The organism is Pseudomonas sp. C9D1, from assembly GCF_056491235.1.
On the sequence record NZ_JBSZIE010000002.1, the window covers coordinates 2,243,748 to 2,264,069 of the forward strand.

A 20,322-nucleotide genomic window follows, 5' to 3' on the forward strand; every position below is an offset into this window, starting at 1 on the left:
GCGCACAGAAAAGGCGAAGCCCCCGGGCTTCGCCTTTTTCATTTCCGCTCCCTTGGAGCAGTAGTAGGGTGGGCTTCAGCCCACCGCTTCTCCTTTCCCCCAAGCCACCCTCCTCCCACCCAAAGAATGTTCACCCAGGCGTCATTTCCTTGCGCCCCGTCGCCCGCCTATTGCCGATCAAGACAATAAATTCCAATATGGACAAATTGTTTATATCGGAGCCCCGCCATGTCCAGCGTCCCCCCTCTGGTCGTCACGTCCGCTGAAGCCGAACGCCTGCTGCCCCGCATCGATGTGCAGGCGGCGCTGCGGCGCATGTTCCTCGACCTCGCCACGGGCGAGGCGGTGCAGCCCGCGCAGCAACTGGTGGAATTCCCCGGCGGCGGCGACTTCATCAACTACCTCGGCGTACTCGCCCGCGAGCAGGTCTACGGGGTCAAGACCTCGCCCTACCTGCCACGCCCGGACGGCGCCGTGGTCACCGCCTGGACCCTGCTGATGTCCATGCAGAGCGGCCAGCCGCTGATGCTCTGCGATGCCGCCACCCTGACCACCGAGCGCACCGCCGCCACCACCGCCGTGGCGGTCGATGCCCTGGCCCCGGAAGCGGTCACGCAGCTGGCGGTGATCGGCAGCGGTGCCGTGGCTCGCGCCCATATCCGCCACTGCCTGGCGCTGCGCCCCTGGCAACAGGTGCGCGTGTATTCGCCACGCCTGCAGCCCGACAGCGAGCGGGCCGACGCCCTGCGCGCCCTCGACCCGCGTGTGGAGGTCTGCGCCAGCCAGGACGCCGCCCTGGCCGACGCCGAGGTGATCCTGCTCTGCACCTCCGCCGCCACCCCGGTGCTGGACCCACGCCAACTCGGCCACGCCACCCTGGTCACTTCCATCAGCACCAACGCCCCGCGCGCCCATGAAGTGCCTCCGGCAGCCCTGGCGGAGATGGATGTCTACTGCGACTACCGCGCCACCACCCCCGGCAGCGCCGGCGAGATGCGCATCGCCGCCGAACAGCATGGCTGGAGCGCGGAGGCCCTGCGTGGTGACCTGCCCGAGCTGCTCGCCGACCGCGCGCAGCGCCCCGACTATCGCCGCCCGGTATTCTTCCGCTCCATCGGCCTCGGCCTCGAAGACGTCGCCCTGGCCAACGCGCTCTATCACCTCAAATGCGAGGCGTCGGCATGAACCAGCTGGACTTCATCATCATCGGCGCGGGCATCGCTGGCGCCTCCACCGGCTACTGGCTGTCGCGCCAGGGCAAGGTCGCGGTGCTGGAGCGCGAAGAGCACGCCGGCTACCACTCCACCGGTCGCTCCGCCGCGCTCTACACCGTCGCCTACGGCACGCCCCAGGTGCGCGCGCTGACCGGCGCCAGCCGGGCCTTCTTCGACAACCCGCCCCAGGGCTTCAGCGAGCACCCGATCCTCACGCCCCGTGGCGAGATGGTGGTGGACTTCAGCGATGACCCGGACGAGCTGCGCCGCCAGTTCGACAGCGCCCGCGAGAGCGTCGCCGAGGTGCAACTGCTGGACGCCGACCAGGCCTGCGCCCTGGTGCCGGTGCTGCGCCGCGAGAAGGTCTTCGGCGCCATGCTCGACCCCAGCGCCGCCGACATCGACACCGATGCCCTGCACCAGGGCTACCTGCGCGGCATCCGCCGCAACGGCGGCGCCGTGCACACCGGCCATGACGTACAGGCCATCGCTCGCGAGGGCGACCTGTGGCGCGTCACCACCGGTCAGGGCGAGTTCAGCGCGCCGGTGCTGGTGAACGCCGCCGGTGCCTGGTGCGACGGCCTCGCCGCCCTCGCCGGCGTGCGCCCCCTGGGCCTGCAGCCGAAACGCCGCGCGGCCTTCATCTTCGCCGCGCCGGAAGGCGTCGACAGCCATGCCTGGCCGGCGCTGGTGAGCCTGGACGAATCCTTCTACTTCAAGCCCGACGCCGGCATGCTGCTGGGCTCGCCGGCCAATGCCGACCCGGTGGACGCCCACGACGTGCAACCCGAAGAGCTGGACATCGCCATGGGCATCCACCAGATCGAGGAGCACACCCACATGAGCATCCGTCGCCCCGCCCGCACCTGGGCCGGGCTGCGCTCGTTCTTCGCCGACGGTGATCTTGTCGCCGGCTACGACGACCAGGCGCCGGGCTTCTTCTGGGTCGCCGGCCAGGGTGGCTACGGCATCCAGACCTCCGCCGCCATGGGCGAGGCCAGCGCCAGCCTGATCCTGCGTCAGCCGTTGCCGGAGCACCTGGGCCGCTTTGGCCTGACTGCAGCGCTGCTCTCCCCGGCCCGCCTCAGGTGACGCCCGGCGCGCTTTGCGCCACACTCGCCGGGCCGCGCCAAAGGGGCGCGGCCAAGCCTTTGCGGAGCCTTCCATGACGCCTCGTCCCGATCCGGCATTCGACAACTTCCGGGCCATAGCCGACGGCATCGCCACCCTGTTCTTCCCCCACGCCGAAGTGGTGGTGCACGACCTGCGCACGCAGAAGGTCGCCTACATCGCCAACAACATCTCCAAGCGCTGCATCGGCGACGACGCGGCGCTGGAGGACATGCTCGAGGATGGCGGCGAGGCGCGGAATATCGGCCCCTACGAGAAGCTCAACTGGGACGGGCAGAAGATCCGCTCCGTCAGCACCGTGCTGCAGGACGCCAAGGGCAAGCCGCTGGCGGTGCTGTGCATCAACCTGAATATCTCGCTGTTCGAAAGCGCCAAGGCGGCCCTGGACCTGTTCCTCGCCCCGGGCAAGCTGATCCCCCAGCCCGACGCGCTGTTCCGCGACGACTGGCAGGAGCGCATCAACACCTTCCTGCACAACTGGATGCGCCAGCGCCAGCTCGGCCTCAACCTGCTCAGCCGCGAGCACAAGCGCGAACTGGTCCTGGCCCTGCACGCCGAAGGCGCCTTCAAGGGCAAGAGCGCCGCCAACTACGTCGCCAACGTCCTCAACATGGGCCGCGCCACCGTGTACAAGCACCTGCGCGAACTCAAGGAAGAACCCGACAACGAGGTGTAAGGGCCAATTCATTCACCCACACCCACACACCGGTGCCCCGTAAGATGGCGTAGAGCGCAGCGAAACCCATGCTGCCAATCGCCAACCCCACCTCCGCATGGTGGAGGTAAAAAGCGACCTCCACCCTACGCACCGACCCACCCCGTAGCCCCCCGTAGGAGCACATTCATTCGCGATCGGGCCCACCGGCAAACGTTGGGCCTCGCTGCGCTCGGCGCCAACCTACGGACGCTCCTCACGCCGGAACCCGGGCGGCGCATCGCACCGCCCGCTCCCCTTCAATCCCCGTAGATATCGAAGTCGAAGTACTTCGCCTGGATCTTCTGGTAGGTGCCATTGGTGCGCAGGGCAGTGATGGCCGCGTCCAGCTTGTCACGCAGCTCGGCATCGCCCTTGCGCACGGCGATCCCGGCGCCCTCGCCGAAGTACTGCGGGTCCTTCAGCACCGGGCCGACGAACTCGTAGCCCTTGCCGTTCTCGGTCTTGAGGAAGCCTTCGTTGAGCGGGAAGGCATCCGCCAGCACCGCGTCCAGGCGCCCGGAGAGCAGGTCCAGGTAGATCTCGTTCTGGGTGCTGTAGCGCACCACCTTCACGCCCTTGGGCTCCAGCACCTCGGTGGCGAAGCGGTCGGTGGTGGTGGATCGCTGGGTGCCGACGGTCTTGCCCACCAGCTGGGAGAAGTCCTCGCTCACCGCACTGCCCTTCTTCATCGCCAGGCGCGCGGGGCTGTAATAGTACTTGTGGGTGAAATCCACCGACTTGCGGCGCTCGTCGGTGATGGTCATGGACGACAGGATCGCATCCACCTTCTTCACCTTCAGCGAGGGGATCAGGCCGTCGAACTCCTGCTCGATCCACTGGCACTTGACCTTCATCTCCTCGCACAGCGCATTGCCGATGTCGTAGTCGAAGCCTTCGATCTGCCCCGCCGGTGTCTTGTAGGCGAAGGGCGGATAGGCCGCCTCGATGCCCAGGCGCAAGGGCTTGTCGGCGGCGAACAGGCTGGATGCCACGAGGCTCAGGGCGATACCGCCGAGCAGTGCGATTTTCTTCATGGTGCGACTCCCGCGATGCATGTCAGGGCCCGCCAGGGCGGCAGGCCGGTTCTTGTGAGCGTTGATGGAGGGCAGAGAAACGCAGCCGGGCGATTCCGGCGGGCGCATGGAGCGTGTTCGGCGAAGGTTGGCGTGCATGGACGCGGCCCTGTTTTGTACTTATTTGTCCACTCTGGACTTATTCGTACAAATCGTCAATTGCCGTCCGCCTCATTTCCAGGGCCGCAAAAGCCGGCCTGCCAGGCAGCATGACCCAGGTCAGCCCTGTGCGCCCAGGTGCCGGCTAGTCTGCAAGCAGAGACCCGGATGGAATGGAGAACGGCATGGACAACGTGCACATCATGATCGCCCTGCTGGTCGCGGGCTTCCTCCTGCTCGGCATCGGCTTCAGCAACCGCGAACGGGAATGGGGCATCTGGCTCACGGGCCTGGGCACGGCCTCGATGTTCGCGCCCATCCTGCTGAAGATGTACATCGAGCTCTGAGCCGCCGGCTCAGCTGCACTTGTCGTCTTCCCAGCGCTGCGCCGCCGCCTGGTCGCTGCAGCGCCCTTCTACCCAGCGCGGGCCTTCGGCGGTATCTTCCTTTTTCCAGAAGGGCGCGCGGGTCTTGAGGTAGTCCATGATGAAGTTGCAGGCGTCGAACGCCGCCTGGCGGTGGGCGCTGGCGGTGCCGACGAAGACGATCGGCTCGCCCGGTTCCAGGCGGCCGATGCGGTGGAGGATGTCGACCTTGAGCAGCGGCCAGCGCTGCCGGGCTTCCTCGGCGATCTTCTCCAGGGCCTTCTCGGTCATCCCCGGGTAGTGTTCGAGGAACATCCCGGATACATCCTGGCCCTCGTTGAAATCGCGCACATAGCCGACGAAGCCGACCACCGCGCCAACGCCGACGTTGGCCGCATGCAGAGCGTTCAGTTCGGTGCCGGGGTCGAAGGCCTTGGCCTGTACGCGAATGCCCATGTCAGCCTCCGGTCACGGTGGGGAAGAAGGCCACTTCGTCGCCGTCGGCCAGCACCTCGTCGAGGCTGCACAGTTCCTGGTTGCGGGCGCACATCAGGTTCTGTTCGTCGAGCACTTCCCATACGCCGCCACGGTCCAGCAGGCGGCGACGCAGGTCATCCAGCTTCGCGAACGCCGGGTCCCAGGCAAGCTGCTCGCCTTCGAGGCCGAGCGCTTCACGGTAACGGGCGAAATACTGCACGCGAATCATCTTCACTCCCCGGCCTGGTAATGGCCGCTCTTGCCGCCGAGCTTTTCCAGCAGGCGTACGCTTTCGATGGTCATGCCGCGGTCCACCGCCTTGCACATGTCGTAGAGGGTCAGGGCGGCGACGCTGGCGGCGGTCAGCGCCTCCATTTCCACCCCGGTCTGCCCGGCCAGCTTGCAGCGGGCGACGATGTGCACCGTGTCGTCGCCTTCGGCGGCGAGCTCGACCTTGACGCTGGTGAGCATCAGCGGGTGGCACAGGGGAATCAGGTCGGAAGTCTTCTTCGCCGCCTGGATGCCGGCGATGCGCGCCACGGCGAACACGTCGCCCTTGGGGTGGCCGCCGGCCTGGATCATGGCCAGGGTTTCCGGGCGCATGCGCACCCGCGCTTCGGCCGTTGCCTCACGGGAAGTCACCGTTTTTTCGGTGACGTCGACCATGTTGGCGCGGCCTTGGGAATCGAGATGGGTCAACACTGCTTAGCTCCTCTGGCGGTCACCATGAAGTGGTCCGCAGGGAGCAGATTGTATACAAATACGCGGATTATCGAAGGGCTTTCGCCGGGCGGATCGCTCCGCCCGGCGGCCGTTCGTCACATGTGGGCTTCGGCGTACTCCGCCAGCACCGAACGCGGTACGCCCTGCAGGGTGATGTGCACACCATGGGGGAAGTCCTTGAAGCGTTCGGTGAGGTAGGTAAGGCCGGAGCTGGGCGCGGACAGGTAAGGGGTGTCGATCTGCGCCAGGTTGCCCAGGCAGATCACCTTCGAACCGGTGCCGGCACGGGTGATGATGGTCTTCATCTGGTGCGGCGTCAGGTTCTGGCACTCGTCGATCAGGATCAGGCTCTGCTGGAAGCTGCGCCCGCGTATGTAGTTGAGGGATTTGAACTGCAGCGGCACCTTGCTGAGGATGTAGTCGACGCTGCCGTGGGTACTCTCGTCATCCATGTGCAGGGCTTCGAGGTTGTCGGTGATGGCGCCCAGCCAGGGCTCCATCTTCTCGGCCTCGGTGCCGGGCAGGAAGCCGATCTCCTGGTCCAGCCCCTGCACGCTGCGGGTGGCGATGATGCGCCGGTAGCGCTTGCTGACCATGGTCTGCTCGATGGCCGCCGCCAGCGCCAGGATGGTCTTGCCGGAGCCCGCCGCACCCGAGAGGTTGACCAGGTGGATGTCCGGGTCGAGCAGGGCGAACAGCGCCAGGGCCTGGTAGATGTCGCGCGGGCGCAGGCCCCAGGCTTCCTGGTGCAGCAAGGGTTCCTGGTGCAGGTCGAGGATCAGCAGCTCATCGGCCTTGATGCCCTTGATCCAGCCGACGAAGCCCTGTTCGTCGACGATGAACTCGTTGACGTGGACGGCCGGCAGGTTGTCGGTGAGTTGCACGCGGTGCCAGGCGCGGCCGTGGTCCTGGCGGGTTTCCACCTTGCTGACGCGGTCCCAGAAGGAGCCGGCCATGGTGTGGTAGCCACGGGACAGCAGCGAAACGTCGTCGACCAACTGGTCGGTGTGGTAGTCCTCCGAATCGATGCCACAGGCGCGCGCCTTCAGGCGCATGTTGATGTCCTTGGTCACCAGCACCACGGACATGCCCGGGCGCCGGGTCTTCAGCTCCACCAACTGGTTGATGATCTTGTTGTCGTTGAGGTCTTCCGGCAGCCAGGTGATGGGGGCTGCGCTCTTGCTCATGAGTATCGAGAGAAAGCCGCAGGGGCCGCTCTTTTCCCGCTGGATAGGTACGCCGTGCTCAACCTGCTCGGGCGTGGCACCGCCCAGGATCTTGTCGATCAGCCGAATCGCCTGGCGGCATTCGGCGGCTACGCCTTGCTTGCCCGTCTTCAGCTTGTCGAGTTCCTCCAGCACGGTCATGGGGATGGCCACGTGGTGTTCTTCGAAGTTGAGAATGGCGTTGGGATCGTGGATCAGAACGTTCGTATCGAGGGCGTAGAGGGTTGGAGCGGTGGGGCGGGCGCGTCCGTGATCATCCATACTCGGTCACCTTCTTGTCGGTCCGGGCGACGGAATGCCATGACGGCTCTCCGCCGAGGAAGGACTACCGTCCCCTTCTGGCCGGGTCATGCCGGTCGCCAGGGGAGCCCGAGAAGCGCAGGTGAGGGCCTTGTGGCCGCCACCTGTCTTCAGGATTCGGCGGTCTGATTCGTTAATAACCCAATACGGATGACAGAAAAAAGAACTTTTTTCCCCCCGGACAATTTTTTTTCCATGCGACGAATAACCCTTGGCGTCATCCCTTGCCATCGCTAAAGTCGAAAGTCCTCCTGCTTCACTTCCTGCATTCCGACCGCCCGGTCAGCCCTTCCTAGCGATAGCTCCGACAGTCTTCCCAGGTCAGCCCTGCCGCGCTCGTCTGTGCGTGCAACCAGGGCACCGCCGTCTGCGCCTTGGAGTGGATGTCGTGGAACAGAATCACCCCGCGCCGCCACAGCAGCATCAGGCTGAGCACGCGCTGGCCGGCCGCATCGCCGCTGACCCGAGCGTTCCAGTCCTGGGAGTCGATGTTCCACAGCGCCACCTGCAACCCCTGCCCGGCGAAGAAGGCGGCGCTGTCGGCCTTGCGCTGGCCATAGGGCGGGCGGAACAGCGGCATGGCGTTGTCCGGCAGCGTCTTGCCCAACAGCGCCTGCACGCGGGTGACCGAGTCCTGCCACTGCTCCCAAGTGGCGTGGGATTTGTGCTCCCAGCCATGGGAGGCCACGCACTGGCCGGCATACAGCTCGCCCAGGGCCTTGGCGGAGGTCTTCTGCAAGCGCGCCTGCAGGCTCTGGCCGAGGACAAAGAAGGTGCCGTTGACGCCATTGGCCCGCAGCCAGGGGGTCAGCCGATCACTGTGGCCACCCACCGGCGTGGGGCCGTCGTCGAAGGTCAGGAGGAAGTGACGGTCCGCCAGTTCCTCACCGTTGCGCTCCTGGGCGGAGAACATTCCGATCTCGCTGCTGACCCGGGGGAACAGCGCCGCCAGGCGCATTTCTTCGTCCAGGTAGATCTGGTGGAAGCGCCGGCTCGCCTCGACCCAGGCGAAGAAGGGCGAATCCGGTGCCACATCGAAGCGCTTCGCCTGCTCGCGCAGTGCCGCCTCATCGTTCGCTGGCGGGCAGAAGGGGCTGCTGGCGGTGCAGCCCTGGCTGGCCAGGCGGTAGTTATCCACAAGGCGCGCCCAGAAGTGCTTGCGCGTGGTCTCGATGCCATCGAGGTTGGCTGCCTTCAGGTCCAGGCGCTGCTGCCAGGCGCCGGCATCCAGCGTCTCGCTCTGCAGCAGGGTCTGGGCGAACACCAGGATCTCCGCCCGCGAGGCGTCATCGAAACGTGCCGGGCTGTCCAGCGCGGCGGGCCAGGTGCTGCGGTCGAGCAAGGCGACCGCACGGGGGCCGGCGGCCTGTGCCTTGCCGGCTCCAAGGGCCAGGACGAGCCCCAGGGAAATGGCTCTGAACATGAATGCGTACTCCAATGAAAAACGCGCCCCGAAGGGCGCGCTGGTTACCGATAGTGGATCAGTGGCGGTCCTGAACCCGTTGGATCGCCTTGTCGTACACCGGGTTGGCCTTCTGCTCCTTGGCCAGGTGGTAGTGGCGCAGGGCGTCGTCGAACTGCTCGGCCTCTTCATAGATGCGCGCGATGTTGTAGTAGGAGCTCGCGCGCACGGTGGCGGCATTGGCGCCGCTGGCCAGGGCGATGGCCTTGCGGTTGGCCCAGATCGCCTCGGCGGTGCGGCCGGCCTTCTGGTAGGCCAGGCCGAGGTTGCTGTACGCCTGGCCGAAGTTGGCATTGAGCTCGATGGCCTGGCGGTAGAGGTCGATGGCCTGGTCCAGCTTGCCGTCGTGGTACGCCGCCTCGCCCTGCTTGTTCAGTGCCTTGGCATCGCCCTGGGCGGCCTGGGTCACGGCCTGGGCAGCCACGTCCTGGCCATTGCCCAGCAGCGGCTCGATGTCGCCGAGCACGTAGTTGGCGTCCTGGGCCTTGCTGCCTTCGAGGGTGTTGATGTCCTGGAAGTCGCCGTTGCCGGAAAGGCGGAACACCTTCCACAGGTTGCCGCGCTGGTCCTTCGGCACGTAGTAGGTACGCACCAGGGACTGGCCGACATAGACGAAGACCTTGGCCTGGCTGAGGGACAGCGCCTTGGAGGACGGGTTGTTGATATTGGTGAAGTCATGCACCGCGTACACGTAGGTCTCGCCGAAGCGCTTCTTGTGCAGGGTGATGGTTTCCGGGCCGAAGCTGTCGGTGTCGTCCACGTCCAGGTCGGCGTCGGTGCCTTCCTTGGCGTCGAAATAGATGTGGTTGCCGGGGAAGGCGATGTGCGAGTCCAGGTCCGCCGGGGTCTCGCCCCAGCTCAGCACCACGCGCATGCCGTCCAGGTCCTGCATCACCGGGCTTACCGCGTAGGTCATGCCCTTGCACGGGCACTTGGCGACCAGGTTGGAGTAGCCGTCCTTCTTGATGATCAGCAGCGCGTCGGCATCATCGGCGAAGGCGCTGTCCAGGGTCACCTGGCCCTGGGCGTTGGTCTTGCCGGCGGCGGTCTGCGCGCCGTTCTTCTGCACCAGCACCTCGGCACCCGCGATCTTCTGGTCCTTGACCACAGCGCTGAGCACTTCGATGGGCAGCTGTTCGGCTTGGGCCAGGGCGGCGCTGGAAGCCAACAGCAGGGATAGGGCGATACGCGAGAGGGTCTTCACTACGACCTCCTTGTCAAAGTGGATGAGAGGGGGCCGGCGGATGCGCCGGGCGTCGCACTATAGCGCAACGCCCCAGGCGCCGAATGTGATGTGTGGCAACCGGGCGAGGGAATCGCTCCAGCAGCGGTGGGCTGAAGCCCTATATAGAAGGCGTTCACGGGGCAGGCCCCCTGCCCGCCCAGGCAACACCTGACAGCGTCAATCGTCCCCATAGGTGGAGCCCAACGGTGCAAATCCCTAGAATCGCCGCATTCCTGAAGGAGACGACTCATGCTGCTGGTGATTTCCCCCGCCAAGACCCTGGACTATGAAACCCCGCCGGTGACTCCGCGCCACACCCAGCCCCAGCACCTGGACCACGCCCAGGAGCTGATCCAGCAACTGCGCACCCTGGCGCCGAACGAGATCGCCGAGCTGATGCACCTGTCCGACAAGCTCGCCGGCCTCAACGCCGCGCGCTACGGCAGCTGGCACCCGGAGTTCACCCCGGCGAACGCCAAGCAGGCCCTGCTCGCCTTCAAGGGCGACGTCTACACCGGCCTCGATGCCGAGAGCTTCGCCGAGGCCGACTTCGACTTCGCCCAGCGCCACCTGCGCATGCTCTCCGGCCTCTACGGCCTGCTACGCCCGCTGGACCTGATGCAGCCCTACCGCCTGGAGATGGGCACCAAGCTGGCCAACGCCCGCGGCAAGGACCTCTACGCCTTCTGGGGCGAGCGCATCAGCGGCTGGCTCAACGCAGCGCTGGCCGAACAGGGCGACGACATCCTGCTCAACCTCGCCTCCAACGAATACTTCAGCTCGGTGAAGCGCAAGGCCCTCAATGCCCGCATCATCGACACCGAATTCAAGGACCTGAAGAACGGCCAGTACAAGATCATCAGCTTCTACGCCAAGAAGGCCCGTGGCCTGATGGCCCGCTACGTGATCAAGGAGCGCCTGACCGACCCGCAAGGCCTCAAGGACTTCGACTACCAAGGCTACCGCTACAACGCCGAAGCCTCCTCGGCAGACAAGCTGGTATTCCTCCGCGACACCCCGCAGGACTGATTCTCCCGCCCCGTTTCCCGCCACAACCTGCCATTGGTTGGGCGACGCCTCCAGGCGTCGTCCAACCGGCCAATCTTTCTTCTCCCCCGCCACTTCAGCGCACCGGCTCGGTGCCATCACTTTAAATCCCCCTGGAACTAACGTACCGCCTGCCTAACAACTGGCCAGGGAACTTCCGCGCTGTTGCGTAAACAACGCGCAGGCTCTAGCACGGGCCATAGCGAACTACCGCTGCGCTTGCCAAAGTTAAAAACAGGGAACTTTTCCAGCGCGCTTAAATACGCAAAGTTTGCCATCAAAGTGCAATTACAAATGGCCGTAGCCGATGAATTGCAACAAATCAAATTGATGACGAACGGTAGGAACTATCCGAAAACCCGAACACTCATAACCCCGTCACTTAATTCTTCACGCAATATTTCAGCGTGATTCCAAACTGCCCCCATGTATCGGAATGCTCCGAGGGGGAAGTTGTGCGCCAGAAACCAGACAGGCGAACTAAGAGGAGAAGTTAGACACAGGATCGACTGACAAGAACCAGGGACAAGAGCCAGTAAGGTAATCAGTCCAGGAACCCTTGGAGCCAGCTTGTTCACAGGCTCCGCTTCAGGTACCCGCAGTTTCGGTGCCAGGTGTTTGTCATGCCTGCACGCAGCTGAAAGTTACGAATTGAATGTAACGGCTGCAAAACGGAAGTGGCGATTATGCCACCAATTAACAGCGTGCTAAATGGATGAGGTGAATGCGATGCGTATCAGCATCTTTGGTTTGGGCTACGTCGGTGCAGTATGTGCCGGTTGCCTGTCGGCTCGTGGTCATGAAGTTGTCGGTGTAGACGTCTCCACCACCAAGATCGACCTGATCAACAACGGGAAGTCCCCCATCGTCGAACCCGGGCTCGAAGAGCTCCTGCAGCAAGGCCGCAAGACCGGCCGCCTGCGCGGCACCACCGATGTCGCCGCCGCCGTGCGTGACACCGAAGTCTCCTTCATCTGCGTCGGCACCCCGAGCAAGAAGAACGGCGACCTGGAACTGGACTACATCGAAGGCGTGTGCCGCGAGATCGGCTTCGCCCTGCGTGACAAGTCCGAGCGCCACACCGTGGTCGTACGCAGCACCGTGCTGCCGGGCACCGTGATGAACGTGGTGATCCCGATCATCGAGGACTGCTCCGGCAAGAAGGCCGGTGACGACTTCGGCGTGGCGGTGAACCCCGAGTTCCTCCGCGAAAGCACCGCCATCAAGGACTACGATTTCCCGCCCATGACCGTCATCGGCGAACTGGACAAGGCCTCCGGCGACCTGCTGGAAACCCTGTACCGCGAACTCGACACCCCGATCATCCGCAAGGAAGTCCAGGTCGCCGAGATGATCAAGTACACCTGCAACGTCTGGCACGCCGCCAAGGTCACCTTCGCCAACGAGATCGGCAACATCGCCAAGGCGGTGGGTGTCGACGGCCGCGAAGTGATGGACGTGATCTGCCAGGACCACAAGCTCAACCTCTCCAAGTACTACATGCGCCCCGGCTTCGCCTTCGGCGGCTCCTGCCTGCCCAAGGACGTGCGCGCCCTCAACTACCGCGCCAGCTCGCTGGACGTCGAGGCCCCGCTGATCGGCTCGCTGATGCGCAGCAACGCCTACCAGGTGCAGAAGGCGTTCGACATCATCGCCGCCCAGGAGAAGCGCAAGGTCGCCCTGCTCGGCCTGTCGTTCAAGGCGGGTACCGACGACCTGCGTGAAAGCCCCCTGGTGGAACTGGCCGAGATGCTCATCGGCAAGGGCTTCGACCTGCGCATCTACGACCGCAACGTCGAGTACGCACGCGTGCACGGCGCCAACAAGGACTACATCGAATCGAAGATTCCCCATGTGTCCTCCCTGCTCGACAGCGACTTCGACGGCGTGGTCGGCGATGCCGACATCATCGTCCTCGGCAACCGCGACGAGCTCTTCGCCCCGCTGGCGCAACGGGCGCCCGAAGGCAAGCGCGTGATCGACCTCGTGGGCTTCATGCCCAAGGCGACCAACGCACAGGCCGAAGGCATCTGCTGGTAATCCCGGACACCAGCTTCTAAGCGCAACGCAAGTGATCAACCTCGGGTCGGCGAACAACAAGAAGCCGCGCCCACGCCCGAGGTTTGTCCGGCGCCAACGACGGAATGGATAAACGTATGGACAAGCTCAAGCTAAGCCTCAACGAGGCGGCGGGTTGGCTTTTCTACCTGACGGGCCTGGGGCTGCTCGCACTGGCCCTGCCCAAGTCGGTCTTCGACCCCGACTCCAAGCATTTCCTGCTGCTGATCGGCCTGGTCGGCATCTGGCGCTACTCCATGGGCGGCCTGCACTTCATTCGCGGCATGCTGTTCCTGTATGTGGTCTACCCGCACTACCGGCGCAAGGTTCGCAAGCTAGGAAAGGCGGCCGACCCGTCCCATGTATTCCTGCTGGTGACCAGCTTCCGCATCGACGCGCTGACCACCGCCATGGTCTACCGCTCGGTGATCCAGGAAGCGATCAGCTGCGGCTATCCCACCACAGTGGTCTGCTCGATCGTCGAGCTGTCCGATGAGCTGCTGGTCAAGGGCCTGTGGGAAAAGATGAACCCGCCCGAGCACGTCGCCCTCGACTTCGTGCGCATCCCCGGCACCGGCAAGCGCGACGGCCTGGCCTATGGCTTCCGCGCCATCTCCCGCCAGTTGCCGGACGAAAACGCCGTGGTCGCGGTCGTGGACGGCGACACCGTGCTCGCCGAAGGCGTGGTGAACAAGACCGTGCCCTGGTTCAAGCTCTTCCCCAATGTCGGCGGCCTCACCACCAACGAGTTCTGCGAGGTGCGGGGCAGCTACATCATGTCCGAGTGGCACAAGCTGCGCTTCGCCCAGCGCCACATCAACATGTGCTCCATGGCGCTCTCCAAGCGGGTGCTGACCATGACCGGGCGCATGTCGGTGTTCCGCGCCAAGGTAGTGACCGACCCGGACTTCATCGCCGACGTGGAAAGCGACCACCTGGACCACTGGCGCCTGGGTCGCTTCCAGTTCCTCACCGGTGACGACAAGTCCAGCTGGTACAGCCTGATGCGCCTGGGCTACGACACCTTCTACGTGCCGGACGCGGCGATCAACACCGTCGAGCACCCGCCGGAGAAGAGCTTCATCAAGGCCAGCCGCAAGCTGATGTTCCGCTGGTACGGCAACAACCTGCGGCAGAACTCCCGGGCCCTGCGCCTGGGGCCACGCCGCCTGGGCTGGTTCACCACCCTGGTGCTCAGCGACCAGCGCGTATCGATGTGGACCTGCCTGCTGGGCCTCGCCGTCGCCATCATCGCCAGCATCAAGTACAGCATCGCCTACCTGCTCGTGTACCTGCTGTGGATCGGTCTCACCCGTTTCATCCTCACCCTGCTGCTGAGCGTTTCAGGGCACCACATAGGGCCGGCCTACCCGCTGATCCTCTATTACAACCAGATCGTCGGCGCCCTGGTGAAGATCTACGTCTTCTTCCGCCTCGACCAGCAGTCCTGGACGCGCCAGAACACCAAGCTCAACCGTGATCTCGCCAGCTTTACGCGCTGGTTCAACACCTGGTCCTCACGCGCCATGACCTTCACCGCAACCAGCGTATTCGTCGCCACGCTGATGGCGTTCGTGTGACAGAACTTGAATAGGAAATCCAAGCCATGAATACAGCCGTCAACGTCAATGTGGTGCACGAATCCGAAGCCCAGCGCCAGCACGCCCGGGTCAAGATACCGGCCAAGATCCGCTACCTGGCCAACAACGAACGGGTCGAGCACCGCCTGGTCGACCTCTCCGCCGGGGGCTTCTCCTTCCAGACCAGCCCCAAGCACCGCGCCCAGGTCGGCGACTACCACCAGGGCCGCATGCTGTTCCAGCTGGACAGCCTGACCCTGGGCCTGGACGTCGAATTCCAGGTGCGTGCCGTGGACCCGGACAGCGGCCGTGCCGGCTGCCAGTTCCACAGCCTCAAGCCGCGCGACATCGCCACCCTGCGCTACCTGATCAGCGCCCACCTGTCCGGTGAAGTGATCAGCGCCGGCGACATGCTCAACACCCTGCAGCGCGAGAACTTCACCAAGCCGCGCAAGAACGGTGGCAACGGCGGCGGCATGGGCGTGTTCGGCCGCCTCAAGGCCGTCACCTTCAGCGCCGGCCTGTTCGTCGTCGGCCTCGCCGCCTTCGGCTTCATCTTCAAGTCCCTGTACGGCCTGTACTTCGTCACCCACGCCGAATCCGGCATGGTCGCGGTGCCCAGCATGCAGGTCACCATGCCCCGTGAAGGCACCGTGCAGAGCCTGATCGGCGGCGAAGGCACCAACGTCGACAAGGGCGCCCCCATCGCCTCCTTCTCCGCCACCATGCTGGAGATGCTCAAGGGCCATCTGACCGACGACCAGCTCACCCCGGCCAACGTCGAAGAGCTGTTCGGCAAGCAGATGAAAGGCACCCTGACCAGCCCCTGCAACTGCAAGGTGGCGCGCCAGCTGGTCGCCGACGGCCAGTTCGCCGGCAAGGGCGACGTGATCTTCGAGCTGGTGCCCCAGGACTTCGAAGCCACCGTCAGCGCCCGCTTCCCCTACCGCAACTTCGCCCAGGCCAAGCCCGGCGCCAGCGTCACCTTCCAGGTGGCCGGCGAAGACAGCCCGCGCCACGGCAAGATCATCAGCACCAGCCTGATCGACAGCGGCCTGTCCTCCGACATCCGCGTGGTCATCCAGCCCGACCAGACCCTGGACAGCAAGCTCGCCGGCCAGCCGGTCGAGGTCAGCATCGACCGCGGCCCCTCGTTCGACTGGATGGTCGACCGCGCCCTGGCCGCCGGCTTCTAAGGAGGGAGACCACGTGGCGACATTCCCCTCCCGTTACCTGATGCTCGGCGCCGCGGTCGCGCTGGCCGGCTGTGCCGGCCTGCCCGACCAACGCCTGGCCAACGAAGCGCTCAAGCGTGGCGACACCGCTACCGCCGAGCGCAACTACCGCCAGCTGGCGGACCTGGGCTACGTCAGTGCCCAGGTCGGCCTGGCCGACCTGCAGGTCAACAGCGGTGACCCGGAGCAGATGCGCCAGGCCGAGCAGATCTACCGCCAGGCCATGGACGAATCGCCCCGCGCCAAGGCCCGCCTCGGCAAGCTCCTGGCGCGCAAGCCCGACGCCACGCCCGCCGAACGCCAGGAAGCGGCCAAGCTGCTGGACGAGGCATTCAAGGCCGGCGAGCCGAGCAGCCTGCTGCCCCTGGTCATGCTCTACCTCACCTTCCCGCAGGACTTCCCCGGCGTGAACGTGCAGCAGCGCATCGCCCAGTGGCGCGCCGACGGCCAGCCCCAGGCCGAGCTGGCGCAGATCCTCTTCTATCGGAGCCAGGGCACCTACGACCAGCACCTGGGCGAGATCGAGGACATCTGCAAGCGCACCCTGGCCCAGGCCGACGTCTGCTACGTCGAGCTGGCCACCGTGTACCAGAAGCAGAACAAGGCCGAGGAGCAGAAAGCCCTGGTCGCCCAACTGATGAACGGCTACCACGCCGGCGTCATCCCCGCCCAGCGCGTCGACTCGGTGGCCCAGGTGCTGGCCGACGCCGAGCTCGGCGGCAAGCCCGACGAAGGCAAGGCCCAGGAGATGCTCGAAGAGATCGCCCCGGCCTACCCCGCCGCCTGGGTCAGCCTGGCCAAGCTGCTCTACGAATACCCGGGCCTGGGCGACATCGACAAGATGATGGAGTACCTCGACCACGGCCGCGAAGCCGCGCAACCGCGCGCCGAGCTGCTGCTGGGCCGCCTCTACTACGAAGGCAAGCTGCTGCCGCAGGACCCGCACAAGGCCGAGGAGCACCTGATGAAGGCCTCCGCCACCGAACCCAGCGCCAACTACCTGCTGGGGCAGATCTACATCCGTGGCTACCTCGGCGACATCTACCCGGACAAGGCGCTGGACTACCTGCTGAGCGCTGCCCGCAGCGGCCAGATCAACGCCGACTTCGCCCTCGGCCAGATGTTCGCCCAGGGCAAGGGCATCCAGCCCAACCTGGTCAACGCCTACGTCTTCAGCCAGCTGGCGCTGCCCAAGAACACCCCCCAGGCCACCGAACTGGCCCAGGCGGTGGAACAACAACTGCAGCCTGCGGAACGTGCCCGGGCCGAGCAGCTGCTGCGCGACGAGCGCCAGCTGAGAGGCACCGCGTTGCAAGACGCCGCGCAGATGCAAGCCATGCAGACCCCTTGAAGGAACCGCTATGAAATTCAATCTCTGGACGAATGCCAGCCTGGGCCTGGGCATCACGCTGATCACCGCGAGCAGCGCCTTCGCCGTGCAGATGAGTGACAAGAACTTCGGCCTCGACATCAAGATCACCGCGCAGTCCGAAGACGACCGCGACCTCGGCACCCAGAAAGGCGGCGACGTCAACGGCATCGGCCTCGACCTGCGTCCCTGGGTCTACGGCCAGCGCGGCGAGTGGAGCGCCTTCGCCATGGGCCAGGCGGTGACCGCGACCGACATCGTCGAGACCGACACCCTCGAATCCAGCGACATCGACAGCGAATCCAGCCAGAACAGCGACGGCCGCGAACCGGACAAGAGCTACCTCGCCCTGCGCGAGTTCTGGGTCGACTACGCCGGCCTCACCGCCTACCCGGGCGAGCACCTGCGCTTCGGTCGCCAGCGCGTGCGCAGCGACGAAGGCACCTGGTGGGACACCAACATCGAAGCCCTGCGCTGGACCTTCGACACCACCCTGCTCACCGCCAACGTCGGCATCGCCGAGCGCTTCAGCGAATACCGCACCGACATCGACGAACTGGCCCCCGAAGACAAGGACCGCCAGCACATCTTCGGTGACGTCGCCACCCAGTGGATGCCCAACCACTGGGTCGGCCTCAAGCTCCACCACAGCCGCGACAACGGCAGCCTGCCCGACAACGGCGAAGTGGTGGACCCGCTGGACAAGCGCTACACCGGCGACCTGACCTGGCTCGGCATCAACGCCGACAACGGCTTCTTCGACCGCCGCTCCCCCGAGACCCTCAACTACTGGGCCCAGGCCACCTGGCTCACCGGCGACATCGACGAGCTGAACCAGACCGTGGTCGGCAACGACAGCGTCGCCAACGGCTCGCGCAACGTCGACGTCGACGCCTGGGCGCTGGACCTCGGCCTGCGCTGGAACATCGACGACCAGTGGAAGGTCGGTGGCGCCTACGCCCGTGGCAGCGGCGGCGGTGACGACGACAGCTCCGAGCAGTTCCGCCAGACCGGCATGGAAAGCAACCGCTCCAACTTCACCGGCACCAACTCGCGCATGCACCGCTTCGGCGAAGCCTTCCGCGGCGAGCTGAGCAACCTCCAGGTGGGCACCGCCTTCGCCTCCTGGCAGCTGCGCGAAGACTACGACGCCAGCGTCGTCTACCACCGCTTCTGGCGTATCGACGACAACCAGGACGTCGGCCAGGCCGGAATCATCGCCCCGCTGGAGGACGGCGAGAAAGACGTCGGCCAGGAGCTCGACTTCGTCGTCACCAAGTACTTCAAGCAGGGCCTGCTGCCGGCCTCGATGGCCGAGCACATGGACGACGCCTCCGCGCTGGTGCGTTTCCGTGGTGGCGTGTTCAAGCCGGGCGATGCCTATGGCAGCGGCACCGACTCGCTGATGCACCGCGCCTTCGTCGACTTCATCTGGCGCTTCTGAGGCCGCCATGCGCGAAGGGAGAACAGCCATGAGAAACCCCATCGGAACCCCCCTGCCGCTCAGCGGTGTGGTGCTTGGCGCGCTGCTCATCGCAGCGCCCTGGGTCCAGGCCGCCGAGCCGACCAAGGAACTCAAGGAAACCAAGAACTACACCGTCACCAGCGCGCCGGTGGATCAGTTGCACCTGGAAGCGCCCACGCTGCCCGACCTCTCCGGCTACACCGCGCAAGCGGTGGACGCCAAGATCGACCGCTCGAAACAGGGCAAGGTCGTGGTGCGGCGCATGCTGCAGCAGGACGCCCTGAAGGACTTCATCGGCGGCAACGAACGCATGCGTGAATGGGTCACCCGCCAGCGCGGCATGCCCCAGGCGATCTTCATCGAGGGCGGCCACGTCACCCCCGCCGACATCGCCAAGGCCCTGCCCGACACCCAGTTCAGCGAGACCGAGCCGGGCGTCTACCTGGCCCGCCTGCCCGTAGTGGTGGCCCAGGACGCCAACCTCGAGATCGGCAAGGACACCAAGGACTTCCGCCTTTCCCAGGAGCGCGGCTCGTTCCTGGTCAACGACGGCAAGCTGTTCATCACCGGCACCAAGCTCACCGCCTGGCGCGAGCAGGACAAGGGCCCGGCCACCTTCCGCACGCCCGACGAATTCCGCCCCTTCCTGGTCTCCTGGGGCGGCAGCGAGCTGTACATCGTCGGCAGCACCGTCACCAGCCTCGGCTACAACAACTCCAAGTCCTACGGCGTCTCCATCACCCAGTACACCCCGGGCATGCACGAGCGCCTCAAGCGCCCCGAGCCCACCGGCTGGCTGGTGGATTCGGAGTTCGTCGACCACTGGTACGGCTTCTACTGCTACGAGGCCCGCGACGTGGTGATCAAGGGCAACACCTACCGCGACAACATCGTCTACGGCATCGACCCCCACGACCGTTCCCACGGCCTGATCATCGCCGAGAACACCGTCTACGGGACCAAGAAGAAGCACGGGATCATCATCTCCCGCGAGGTGGACGACAGCTGGATCATCAACAACAAGACCTACGACAACAAACTCTCGGGCATCGTCATCGACCGCAACTCGGTGAACAACCTGGTGGCCTACAACGAGGTCTACCAGAACCATGCCGACGGCATCACCCTGTACGAGAGCTCCAACAACCTGTTGTGGGGCAACAAGATCGTCAACAACCAGCGCCACGGCATCCGCCTGCGCAACAGCGTGAACATCCGCCTGTACGAGAACCTCGCCATCGCCAACGGGCTGACCGGCGTGTACGGGCACATCAAGGACCTTTCCGATACCGACCGCGACATCGAGCTCGACCCCTTCGACACCAAGGTCTCGATGATCGTGGTCGGCGGCAAGCTCGCCGGTAACGGCTCCAGCCCGCTGTCCATCGACTCGCCGCTCTCCGTGGAGCTGTACCGCGTGGAAATGCTCGCCCCGAGCAAATCCACCGGCATCAGCTTCGCCGGCGTGCTCGGTGAAAAACAGGACGAAATCCTCGACCTCATGGTGCGCCGCAAGAAAGCGGTGCTCATCGACCCCGTCGAAAGCCAGGCCGAACTCCAGGATTGAGGCAACAGA

At 65.2% G+C, this 20,322-nt stretch carries 18 protein-coding genes; 11 read left to right on the top strand and 7 right to left on the bottom strand.

Translation table 11 applies throughout. The features are described from left to right. Positions 1-228 precede the first annotated feature (228 nt). From ACXI0U_RS18560 to ACXI0U_RS18570, 3 genes are all read left to right on the top strand, one after another. Complete coding sequence (locus ACXI0U_RS18560) at positions 229-1,185, top strand: ornithine cyclodeaminase family protein (protein WP_479550660.1); 957 nt, start codon at positions 229-231, stop codon at positions 1,183-1,185. Continuing rightward, on the top strand, positions 1,182-2,306 hold the full coding sequence (locus ACXI0U_RS18565) for an NAD(P)/FAD-dependent oxidoreductase (RefSeq protein ID WP_479550661.1): 1,125 nt from the start codon (positions 1,182-1,184) through the stop codon (positions 2,304-2,306). Before ACXI0U_RS18560 ends, ACXI0U_RS18565 begins: the two co-directional genes overlap by 4 nt. Positions 2,307-2,379: 73 nt before the next feature. Next, positions 2,380-3,021: a helix-turn-helix transcriptional regulator gene (locus tag ACXI0U_RS18570; protein ID WP_479550662.1), complete on the top strand. Its 642-nt coding sequence runs from the start codon at positions 2,380-2,382 to the stop codon at positions 3,019-3,021. A gap of 278 nt (positions 3,022-3,299) precedes the next feature. On the opposite strand, the gene ACXI0U_RS18575 is transcribed toward ACXI0U_RS18570, so the two are convergent. Next, positions 3,300-4,076 carry an ABC transporter substrate-binding protein gene (locus tag ACXI0U_RS18575; protein ID WP_479550663.1) on the bottom strand — a complete coding sequence of 259 codons (777 nt, stop codon included), beginning with the start codon at positions 4,074-4,076 and terminating at the stop codon, positions 3,300-3,302. A gap of 323 nt (positions 4,077-4,399) precedes the next feature. Here ACXI0U_RS18575 and ACXI0U_RS18580 point away from each other — a divergent pair, with 323 nt between their 5' ends. Next, positions 4,400-4,561 carry a hypothetical protein gene (locus ACXI0U_RS18580; RefSeq protein WP_021220894.1) on the top strand — a complete coding sequence of 54 codons (162 nt, stop codon included), beginning with the start codon at positions 4,400-4,402 and terminating at the stop codon, positions 4,559-4,561. A gap of 9 nt (positions 4,562-4,570) precedes the next feature. Here ACXI0U_RS18580 and moaE read toward each other — a convergent pair whose 3' ends face one another. From moaE to ACXI0U_RS18610, 6 genes are all read right to left on the bottom strand, one after another. Further along, positions 4,571-5,035, bottom strand: coding sequence for a molybdopterin synthase catalytic subunit MoaE (moaE, locus tag ACXI0U_RS18585; protein ID WP_479550664.1), 465 nt, complete (start codon positions 5,033-5,035; stop codon positions 4,571-4,573). Between the two features lies 1 nt (position 5,036). After that, positions 5,037-5,285, bottom strand: a complete 249-nt coding sequence (locus tag ACXI0U_RS18590; RefSeq protein WP_479550665.1) for a MoaD/ThiS family protein — start codon at positions 5,283-5,285, stop codon at positions 5,037-5,039. Positions 5,286-5,287: 2 nt separating this feature from the next. Further along, a complete protein-coding gene (gene moaC / locus ACXI0U_RS18595) occupies positions 5,288-5,758 on the bottom strand; it encodes a cyclic pyranopterin monophosphate synthase MoaC (protein WP_374978856.1) in 471 nt (156 codons plus the stop codon). A 116-nt stretch (positions 5,759-5,874) separates the two neighbouring features. Next, positions 5,875-7,266, bottom strand: coding sequence for a PhoH family protein (locus tag ACXI0U_RS18600; protein WP_021220898.1), 1,392 nt, complete (start codon positions 7,264-7,266; stop codon positions 5,875-5,877). Positions 7,267-7,597: 331 nt separating this feature from the next. Continuing rightward, positions 7,598-8,728, bottom strand: a complete 1,131-nt coding sequence (locus tag ACXI0U_RS18605; RefSeq protein ID WP_431482638.1) for a polysaccharide deacetylase family protein — start codon at positions 8,726-8,728, stop codon at positions 7,598-7,600. Positions 8,729-8,786: 58 nt separating this feature from the next. Further along, positions 8,787-9,953, bottom strand: coding sequence for a tetratricopeptide repeat protein (locus ACXI0U_RS18610; RefSeq protein ID WP_043240283.1), 1,167 nt, complete (start codon positions 9,951-9,953; stop codon positions 8,787-8,789). Between the two features lie 288 nt (positions 9,954-10,241). On the opposite strand from ACXI0U_RS18610, the gene yaaA reads away from it, so the two are divergent. From yaaA to algG, 7 genes are all read left to right on the top strand, one after another. Beyond that, positions 10,242-11,021: a peroxide stress protein YaaA gene (gene yaaA, locus ACXI0U_RS18615; RefSeq protein WP_043240000.1), complete on the top strand. Its 780-nt coding sequence runs from the start codon at positions 10,242-10,244 to the stop codon at positions 11,019-11,021. Between the two features lie 747 nt (positions 11,022-11,768). After that, positions 11,769-13,079: a GDP-mannose 6-dehydrogenase gene (gene algD / locus ACXI0U_RS18620; RefSeq protein WP_479550666.1), complete on the top strand. Its 1,311-nt coding sequence runs from the start codon at positions 11,769-11,771 to the stop codon at positions 13,077-13,079. Between the two features lie 116 nt (positions 13,080-13,195). Next, on the top strand, positions 13,196-14,677 hold the full coding sequence (alg8, locus tag ACXI0U_RS18625) for a mannuronan synthase (protein ID WP_265169681.1): 1,482 nt from the start codon (positions 13,196-13,198) through the stop codon (positions 14,675-14,677). A 26-nt stretch (positions 14,678-14,703) separates the two neighbouring features. Further along, positions 14,704-15,873: an alginate biosynthesis protein Alg44 gene (locus ACXI0U_RS18630; protein ID WP_021220904.1), complete on the top strand. Its 1,170-nt coding sequence runs from the start codon at positions 14,704-14,706 to the stop codon at positions 15,871-15,873. A 40-nt stretch (positions 15,874-15,913) separates the two neighbouring features. Next, on the top strand, positions 15,914-17,263 hold the full coding sequence (algK, locus tag ACXI0U_RS18635) for an alginate biosynthesis TPR repeat lipoprotein AlgK (RefSeq protein WP_479551107.1): 1,350 nt from the start codon (positions 15,914-15,916) through the stop codon (positions 17,261-17,263). 10 nt (positions 17,264-17,273) lie between these two features. After that, complete coding sequence (locus ACXI0U_RS18640; protein WP_479550667.1) at positions 17,274-18,725, top strand: alginate export family protein; 1,452 nt, start codon at positions 17,274-17,276, stop codon at positions 18,723-18,725. A gap of 28 nt (positions 18,726-18,753) precedes the next feature. Then, positions 18,754-20,313: a mannuronan 5-epimerase AlgG gene (gene algG / locus ACXI0U_RS18645; protein WP_021220907.1), complete on the top strand. Its 1,560-nt coding sequence runs from the start codon at positions 18,754-18,756 to the stop codon at positions 20,311-20,313. Positions 20,314-20,322 lie beyond the last annotated feature (9 nt).

What these genes read in the sequence shown, in the direction of transcription:
- ACXI0U_RS18560 (WP_479550660.1), top strand. Translation starts at nt 229, where the DNA reads ATGTCCAGCGTCCCCCCTCTGGTCGTCACGTCCGCTGAAGCCGAACGC.
- ACXI0U_RS18565 (WP_479550661.1), top strand. Translation starts at nt 1,182, where the DNA reads ATGAACCAGCTGGACTTCATCATCATCGGCGCGGGCATCGCTGGCGCC.
- ACXI0U_RS18570 (WP_479550662.1), top strand. Translation starts at nt 2,380, where the DNA reads ATGACGCCTCGTCCCGATCCGGCATTCGACAACTTCCGGGCCATAGCC.
- ACXI0U_RS18575 (WP_479550663.1), bottom strand. Translation starts at nt 4,076, where the DNA reads ATGAAGAAAATCGCACTGCTCGGCGGTATCGCCCTGAGCCTCGTGGCA.
- ACXI0U_RS18580 (WP_021220894.1), top strand. Translation starts at nt 4,400, where the DNA reads ATGGACAACGTGCACATCATGATCGCCCTGCTGGTCGCGGGCTTCCTC.
- moaE (WP_479550664.1), bottom strand. Translation starts at nt 5,035, where the DNA reads ATGGGCATTCGCGTACAGGCCAAGGCCTTCGACCCCGGCACCGAACTG.
- ACXI0U_RS18590 (WP_479550665.1), bottom strand. Translation starts at nt 5,285, where the DNA reads ATGATTCGCGTGCAGTATTTCGCCCGTTACCGTGAAGCGCTCGGCCTC.
- ACXI0U_RS18600 (WP_021220898.1), bottom strand. Translation starts at nt 7,266, where the DNA reads ATGGATGATCACGGACGCGCCCGCCCCACCGCTCCAACCCTCTACGCC.
- ACXI0U_RS18605 (WP_431482638.1), bottom strand. Translation starts at nt 8,728, where the DNA reads ATGTTCAGAGCCATTTCCCTGGGGCTCGTCCTGGCCCTTGGAGCCGGC.
- yaaA (WP_043240000.1), top strand. Translation starts at nt 10,242, where the DNA reads ATGCTGCTGGTGATTTCCCCCGCCAAGACCCTGGACTATGAAACCCCG.
- algD (WP_479550666.1), top strand. Translation starts at nt 11,769, where the DNA reads ATGCGTATCAGCATCTTTGGTTTGGGCTACGTCGGTGCAGTATGTGCC.
- alg8 (WP_265169681.1), top strand. Translation starts at nt 13,196, where the DNA reads ATGGACAAGCTCAAGCTAAGCCTCAACGAGGCGGCGGGTTGGCTTTTC.
- ACXI0U_RS18630 (WP_021220904.1), top strand. Translation starts at nt 14,704, where the DNA reads ATGAATACAGCCGTCAACGTCAATGTGGTGCACGAATCCGAAGCCCAG.
- algK (WP_479551107.1), top strand. Translation starts at nt 15,914, where the DNA reads ATGCTCGGCGCCGCGGTCGCGCTGGCCGGCTGTGCCGGCCTGCCCGAC.
- ACXI0U_RS18640 (WP_479550667.1), top strand. Translation starts at nt 17,274, where the DNA reads ATGAAATTCAATCTCTGGACGAATGCCAGCCTGGGCCTGGGCATCACG.
- algG (WP_021220907.1), top strand. Translation starts at nt 18,754, where the DNA reads ATGAGAAACCCCATCGGAACCCCCCTGCCGCTCAGCGGTGTGGTGCTT.